This window comes from Nocardia sp. NPDC058497, assembly GCF_042720195.1.
In the GTDB taxonomy this organism is placed as follows: domain Bacteria; phylum Actinomycetota; class Actinomycetes; order Mycobacteriales; family Mycobacteriaceae; genus Nocardia.
In genome coordinates, this window is sequence record NZ_JBHXMY010001071.1 from 427 (window position 1) to 1012 (window position 586).

1 pseudogene is annotated in these 586 nt (G+C 68.8%); it reads left to right on the top strand.

Annotated features, from left to right (window positions below):
* Positions 1-586: pseudogene (locus tag ACFWPJ_RS33785) on the top strand (hypothetical protein); the annotation flags it as partial.

Genomic DNA, 586 nt, shown 5'->3' on the forward strand with positions numbered 1-586 from the left:
GGTGTCGATCGGGACCATTCCCGAACCCGGGTGGGGCACCAAGATCGACGTCGGCGGCACCACCGTGGCCTACAACAATTTCGGTGGCGACTTCTGCACGGCCAGTACGAATTTCGATGACCGCCAACTGATCAGCTGGGTGGTGTTCGCCGCCACCTTGTCTGGGCCGATCGACCTGTGCGCCGAGGCCATCGAGGTCGCCACCGCATCGCTGCCGCTGCTGAAAACCCGGCCCCTGCGCGAGGGGTCGACCGCGCAGAACGTCGACACCAAACTCTCCCGGCTCGACAGCTGCGCGGCCCTACCGGCATTCGTCGACGCCGACCAGGCTCACAAGGTCTCGGTCAGCAAGCGTGTCCCCTGGGGATGCGGGTGGATGGCCGACTACTACGAACCCAAGTCCCGCGTCGATATCTCGTTCCTGCGCGCCGAGGACGTACACATCACCGAAGTGTCCGACACCGACATCGCCATGGACGTGGGGGGGGGTTGGGGGCCCCCCCCACCCCCCCCCCCCCCCGCGGGCCCCCGCGCCAGCCCCCCAGGGGGGGTGTGTCTCGCGCGGGGTGGGCCGCCCGCTCTAAGC